Annotated in this window: 9 protein-coding genes and 1 pseudogene; all 10 read right to left on the bottom strand. The window is 71.8% G+C overall.

Annotated elements, in window-relative coordinates; all coding sequences use genetic code 11:
• Positions 1 to 410: pseudogene (locus tag HMPREF0731_RS25475) on the bottom strand (phage tail sheath subtilisin-like domain-containing protein); the annotation flags it as partial.
• Positions 411 to 413: 3 nt separating this feature from the next.
• Positions 414 to 641: a hypothetical protein gene (locus tag HMPREF0731_RS12990; RefSeq protein WP_007004608.1), complete on the bottom strand. Its 228-nt coding sequence runs from the start codon at positions 639 to 641 to the stop codon at positions 414 to 416.
• Positions 638 to 1,234, bottom strand: coding sequence for a hypothetical protein (locus tag HMPREF0731_RS12985; protein WP_040613129.1), 597 nt, complete (start codon positions 1,232 to 1,234; stop codon positions 638 to 640). The genes HMPREF0731_RS12990 and HMPREF0731_RS12985 overlap by 4 nt, the downstream gene beginning before the upstream one ends.
• Positions 1,234 to 1,644, bottom strand: coding sequence for a DUF1320 domain-containing protein (locus tag HMPREF0731_RS23170; protein ID WP_007004606.1), 411 nt, complete (start codon positions 1,642 to 1,644; stop codon positions 1,234 to 1,236). The genes HMPREF0731_RS12985 and HMPREF0731_RS23170 overlap by 1 nt, the downstream gene beginning before the upstream one ends.
• The gene (locus tag HMPREF0731_RS12975) at positions 1,644 to 2,078 is read right to left on the bottom strand and encodes an HI1506-related protein (protein ID WP_007004605.1); all 435 of its coding nucleotides are present in this window, start codon (positions 2,076 to 2,078) and stop codon (positions 1,644 to 1,646) included. Before HMPREF0731_RS12975 ends, HMPREF0731_RS23170 begins: the two co-directional genes overlap by 1 nt.
• A 2-nt stretch (positions 2,079 to 2,080) precedes the next feature.
• The gene (locus tag HMPREF0731_RS12970; RefSeq protein ID WP_007004604.1) at positions 2,081 to 2,980 is read right to left on the bottom strand and encodes a Mu-like prophage major head subunit gpT family protein; all 900 of its coding nucleotides are present in this window, start codon (positions 2,978 to 2,980) and stop codon (positions 2,081 to 2,083) included.
• Complete coding sequence (locus tag HMPREF0731_RS12965; RefSeq protein WP_007004603.1) at positions 2,977 to 3,384, bottom strand: hypothetical protein; 408 nt, start codon at positions 3,382 to 3,384, stop codon at positions 2,977 to 2,979. The genes HMPREF0731_RS12970 and HMPREF0731_RS12965 overlap by 4 nt, the downstream gene beginning before the upstream one ends.
• Positions 3,384 to 4,508: a phage protease gene (locus tag HMPREF0731_RS23165; protein WP_157136102.1), complete on the bottom strand. Its 1,125-nt coding sequence runs from the start codon at positions 4,506 to 4,508 to the stop codon at positions 3,384 to 3,386. Before HMPREF0731_RS23165 ends, HMPREF0731_RS12965 begins: the two co-directional genes overlap by 1 nt.
• Before the next feature lie 190 nt (positions 4,509 to 4,698).
• The gene (locus tag HMPREF0731_RS12950) at positions 4,699 to 5,229 is read right to left on the bottom strand and encodes a phage virion morphogenesis protein (protein WP_007004601.1); all 531 of its coding nucleotides are present in this window, start codon (positions 5,227 to 5,229) and stop codon (positions 4,699 to 4,701) included.
• A 136-nt stretch (positions 5,230 to 5,365) separates the two neighbouring features.
• Positions 5,366 to 5,842: hypothetical protein (locus tag HMPREF0731_RS12945; protein ID WP_007004600.1), on the bottom strand; the 477-nt coding region annotated here is incomplete at its 5' end.

Raw genomic sequence — 5,842 nt, 5'->3', positions numbered from 1 at the left:
GCGCCGGCGGCCACCGTGGCCGTCACGCGCCGCCCGCCGACATAGGCGGCGATGGTGCCGGCGGCGGTCGCCGTCCCGGTCAGCGCGATGCTGCCCGTGGCCTTGGTCGAGGCGCTGGCATCCGCCAGCGCGATGATGTCCACATCGGTGCTGGAGTTGGCGGCCAGGAACGCCTCGGCCATCTCGCTGGCGAGGCTGCCCAGGCCGAACAGGGTGGCCGCCTGGCCCTTGCGCACCAGCGGGTACACGGTGCCGGCGGCGGCCGTGCCGGCGGCGAGCTTCTGCCCGACCAGCAGGACCCGGGTGGGATAATCCACCAGCCCCATGTCGCGGTAGTTCGGGCGAATCTCGGTGTAGGTCCCGGGGACGCGCCAGTTGTCCGGGATCTCCGAAAAGGTGATGGTGGTCATGGCTCAGCGGCTCCGGGGGCTGCGGGGAACGGTGGCCTGCTCGGCGTCGGCCGGCGCCGCCATGGTCTGGCCGCCCTCGGCGTTCGCCAGCACCAGGTCGCCGACCCGGTACAGCCGGCGCAGATGGATGTCGGTGTCCAGGTTGGCGTCCACGCCTTCCGCCGGCACCAACGTGCCGTCGCGCAGGCGGGGGCGGCGGTCTTCACCGGCCACCAGGCGCACTGTCGTCATTGGTCTTGCCCCAGTTCGTGCATGTCTTCGAGGGTGGCGCCGCCGTCCTCGCCGGACGGCCAGCTGGTCGCGAGGCGCAGCAGCTCCTCCCCCCGGTATTGGGCCGAGAGGGACAGAGGCATGGACACCTCCAGCGTGGCGCAGGCCCCGTTCATGTCGAGCCAGTCGGCGCCATAGGCATTGTCGATGGCGCCCACGATGATGGTGCCTTCCGCCTCGGCCCGGTCGCCGGGTGGCTCGGGCGTGTGGCCCTGCAGAAAGATCGCGGCGGCATGGATCATGCCGAACAGGCCCGGCGCGCGGGCGTCACCGGTGAAGCGCTCGGCCGGCCGCGCGTTCTTGGCCACCAGGAACACGCGCCAGCTGCACCGCCCCTGAAGCTTGCGGGCGCTGGTCTCGGTCCCGCCGATGCCGAGGAAGCCGATGCCGACATACGGGGCGCGCCCGACCATGTCGGCCCACACCTTGGCGTCCAGGCGGGCAGGCACGACACCATGCGCGAAGCGCGCCGGCGGAAATGCCTGCGCCAGCCGGCCCTGCAGGACCGCGAGCTGGCGATGCAGCGGCCCGGCGCTGAGAATGTCCTCATCCATCAGCCGGTCAGCCCGAAGCATTGGCGCGGGCGGTCGCTCACGCGCGCCGCCGGCCGGGTGGCGGCCCGCGGCAGGTCCAACTGGAACTCGTCGGCGGCGATCCGCTTGAGCCAGCTCTTGGCTTCCTCGTAGCCGCGCACCGCGTCTTCGCCCGCCGTGCGGCCGTCGCCCTGCGACAGCTCATAGCGCGCGATCAGGCGGCACATGCGGGCGATCTCGGCCGGCACCTGCAGCAGCGGCAGGGCGTAGTAGCGGCGCAGGGCGGTGTCGATCACGGCGGAGGCGTCCCGCAGGGCAGCCTCCGCGCGCGCCTCCACCACCGGGCCATCCAGCTGGCCGCGCTCCGCGGTCAGCTGGACCATCTCGGCCTCACCCAGCCACGCCACCATGTCCTGCGCGCTGGCGTACATCAGCCGTCGCCTTCCGCCCGGCGGCGCGGCCGGCCGGGGCGGCGGGCGGTGCCCTCCGCCGCCGGCGCGCCATCCTCGGCCGAGCTGTCCTCGGCCTCACCATCGGACGCGGCCTCGCTGCGCGGCGGGCTGTCCGCCGCGGCGTTGGCGCCGTCCTCGGCCGCGCCGTGCTGTTCGCTGGCGACATCGCTGCCCAGCTCGCCCACCAGCTCGGCCAGCGAGGGTGGCATGCCAGCCAGGCTGGCCCGGCCGGCCGCCGGCGGCGCGTCGGCGGGGCCGTCGATGATCTGCACCGACAGCATCGGCTCCGCCCGCAGCGCCAGCAGCTCGGACGCGGTGAAGCGGCCCAGCGGATACTCCGCCCGCTCCGGGTGGGCGATGCCGGCCCGGCGAAAGCCGGGGCTGGCGCAGAGGATGATGACGCGGCTGCCCATGGTCAGGCCGCCAGCCGGGGCACGGTCAGCGGCTCGGCGGTGTTGAACCACTCGTTGGTCCCGCCATTCGCGCCCAGCTCGTTCTTCAGCAGGCGCTTGGCCGCCCCCTCCAGCGCCGGCGGCACCACCAGCAGGTTGGGCTTGATCTCCAGCGGATCGCCGCTGCGGCTGTTCAGCAGGCTGCCCATGGCCACCCGCGCCGCCTCGTAGTTCTCGGCGGTCAGCGGCTGCCGGGAGGCATAGGCGAGCTGCCACAGGCCGTAGCCGGCCGCGCCCCGGCTATCGACGCCATAGATGAACTCGCCCTTGGAGAACACGTTGTCATCCGTCGGCGCGTCCTTGGCCACGAACTGCGGCGCCTTGCGGTCCTGGTAGATCAGCGGCTTCAGCGGGCGCGTGACATCCAGCAGGTACCAGGTCGGGCCCGAGCCGCCGCCATAGTTGCTGACGGAGGCCGTGGAGCCATCCGGCAGCACCACCGGGTGGTCGGTGTCGAAGAAATACTGCCCATCGTAGCACTTGGTGGTGGTGCCGGCCTTCAGCGTGTCGAACACCAGCTTGTCGGGATGGGCGCCGGCATTGTCGCCCAGCGTCTCGAACATGGGCGCGTAGATGCCCAGGTTGTCGTCCTCGATGTGCTTGCGCTTGACGCCCACCGTCAGCTCGAAATCGCGGTTGCGGATGGTGTAGTCGTGCGTGACCAGGTTCTGGATCACGCGATCCCCGATCCACTCCCGCATGCCCGGCAGGTCGCCGAGCCAGCCATATTCATTGGCGGCGGTGGTGGACGGGACCACGGTGGCCACGCGCTTGTAGAGCTGCGGGGCCTTGGCCAGCGCGCCGCGGAACGCGGCCGAGAAGCCGATGCCGAGCGTGCGCAGGTTGCTGCTGTTGACGATCACGGAAGGATCTCCACCCAGACGCCGGCGGCGTCGATGCCGCGGCATTTCCCGGCCACGCTGCGGGTGTTGCTGCCGCTGGTCCGCGCCACGGTCTGGTCGTCCGCGATGAACACGTCCTTGCCCCAGTCGGCCGCGGTCACGGGATCGGTGGCCGAGTTGGCGAAGCGGAAGATGCCGCGGTCGAACTCGACATTGTCGGGATCATCGGCGGTGCCGGTGCGGGCGCGGCCCGCCACCACCAGCCCCGTGGCGGTCAGCCCGGGCTGCACGGCGCCGGCGGTGTCCAGCACCACCAGGGCGCCACGATAGATCGTCACGCCGCTCTTGTGCGGCAGGCGATAGGTGGAGCCGTTGGTGCCCAGCATGCGCTGGGGGGTGTCGCGGTCCTGCGTCAGCGCGGCCATCAGGCGATCCCCTCGGCCTGGCGCTTCCGCTCGGCGATGAACGCCTCCGGCGAGATGCCCATGAGGGCGATGGCGCGGTGGTCGTCGGCGCTCAGCCCGTCCTGGCTCGCCGGCGGCACCACGCTCGCCAGGCCGCCGGCGTTGATGGACGGCAGGGCCGCCAGCTCGTTGGCGACGGCCGCCGGGTCCTGCATGTGCCGGGCGATGTAATGCTCGCGCAGGGGCTTGATCGGCTTCCCGGCCTTGATCGCGTCATCCACCGCCCGCGTGGCGGCCTCGCGCGCCGCGGACTGCTGCAGGGTGGCCAGCTGTGTCTGCAGCGACACCACCGTGGCGGCCAGGTTCGGATCGCCGGTGCGCGCCTGCAGCGCGGTGACGATCTGGTCCGCCCCCGCATTCGCCTCGGTGATGCCGGCCGCCGCGGCGATGCGCGACAGCTGCTGGCCATGCGCGGCGACGGCCGCCCGGCCGGTCGTCACGGCGGCGAGGATCGCGGCGTGATCGGCGGTCGCCGGCAGGGCCAGCGCGGCGCAGAGCTGCTGCTGATGCGCGGCGATGGCGCCCTGGCGGGCAACCGCGGCCGACAGGACATCGGCGTCCGCGGTCGTGGCGGGCAGGCCAAGGGCCTCCCGCAATTGCGTGAGGTCCATTCCGGTTCCCTGTTGGGTGTGAAGGGTCGCCAGCTGCGCCAGGTTGGGCGCGTTGGTGAGCGCGGCGCGCAGCAGGTACAGCACGGTGCCGTCCGCCTCGGCATGGCCATAGACGGGGCTGATGCCGCGATAGGCCCGGTCGCGCAGCAGCGCCTTGCCGGTCGGCGTCCATTCCACGCGGCCCCAGATGCCGTCCTGGCGCGCCTGCAGCTCCACCACCCAGCCCCGGGCGGGGCTGGACTGGCCGGTGCGCATCGCATGGTCAATCGCGTGGTTTTCGTCGAGCGGCAGGCGCAGCTTGCCGCCTGCCATCGCCGCCGTGGTGGTGATCACCTTGGCCGCGTCGCGCAGCCGATACGGGCCGCGCCCATCCACGCCGCGGAACTCGCCGGCGGGCAGCAGATGCACCCATTCCGGCGCCTCGTCGGCGCTGGGCAGCGGCAGCATCGTGGAATGGTGGACGACGGTGGGCATGGCGAGGATCATCCCCGCCGGGCGCTGCCCTATCTGCCCTTGCTGTCGCAGGGGCAAGCGCCGGCTGCACCGACAAGCGACGCAGCCCGTTTCTGGGCCGCCAGGGGCGCTTTCGTCAATCCGGCCCCGTCGATACCCCAGGCCCCTTAAAGGGGCCGCTTAGACCGCTTAATCGAGCCTTAACGGCATGCTACCTGCGCGCCGCCATCGCACGCGCCAGCATCAACTCCGAAGTGTCCAGGATCATGTCTTCATCCTCGGGCCCGATGCCGAGATAGGGGCGGGCCGGAATGGTGACGGAGCGCACCTTGACCAGCCCGCCGGACATAGCAAACACTAGGTAGGGCGCATGGCGCGCCTTGATGACGGCGCCTTCCTGATGCACCCGGGCATGGATCGCGTTGCTGCCGACCGTCACGCTGTCGCGCTCGGCCGCGATGGTGATGCTGCCTTGCAGCCCGCCCCGCATGCCCCGGGCCCGCAGGATGCCGGGACCGCGCTTGATGGCCGCATAGGCCGGCAGCAGCGGTGCCCAGCTGGTCCCGTCCGGCGCGCGTTCCTCAGCGAAGCGCGCCAGAGTGTTGGTCCGCAGGCCCACGCCCAGGGCACGCATCAGCCCGGTGGTGTCCTGGCCGAGGCGCACCAGGCCCCGCATGGCGGCGTTGAACGGCGCCAGGTCGATCTGCGCCGAGATGCTGATGCCGGTGCTGGTGCCGCTCATGCTGGAAATTCTCCTATCTGGCGCCTATGTTGGGTCAGGCGTGCCGGAGACACGGTGACATTCTCCCTGCCGTAGGACTGGCTTCGGCCAGGATCGCATGGGGTTCTGCGGGAGGCCCCACCGGCACGCTTCCCCCTCATTCGTCGAGCACTGAACGCACATCGCCCAGCACCGGCTCGTAGCGGGCCAGCAGCTGGCGCACCGATTTCGGCCGCGCGCGGCGGAAGGACAGCAGGTAGTTCTCCGCCCCATCCGCGGTGGATTTGATCGCGGCGACATAGACCACGCCCTGGCGCTTGATCAGCGCCAAGCGGCGGTCCTCTTCCCGGCGCACCACATCCGGCGACCCGATCAGCTGGCGCAGCACGTCATAGTCCTCGGGCGTCAGGTCCGGGTGGTGGCGCAGCTGCTTGGCTAGGGTCTGCGGCGACAGCAGCACCGCCCCCTGCCGCGCGCCCAGCGCGGCCTGCACCTCTGCCGCCAGCTCGCCCACCACCAGGTTGTCCTCCGGCGCCTCCATCCACCGACGCAGCTGCGCCGGCGTGGCGGGACCAGGCGCGGCCGGCCGGCCGAGCCGGAAGCGGCGCAGCGCATCCAGGCTGTCGCCGGCCTG

Origin of the sequence: Pseudoroseomonas cervicalis ATCC 49957 (assembly GCF_000164635.1) — a bacterium.
GTDB classification, from domain to species: domain Bacteria; phylum Pseudomonadota; class Alphaproteobacteria; order Acetobacterales; family Acetobacteraceae; genus Pseudoroseomonas; species Pseudoroseomonas cervicalis.
This window is presented reverse-complemented; position numbering and strand designations above follow the sequence as displayed.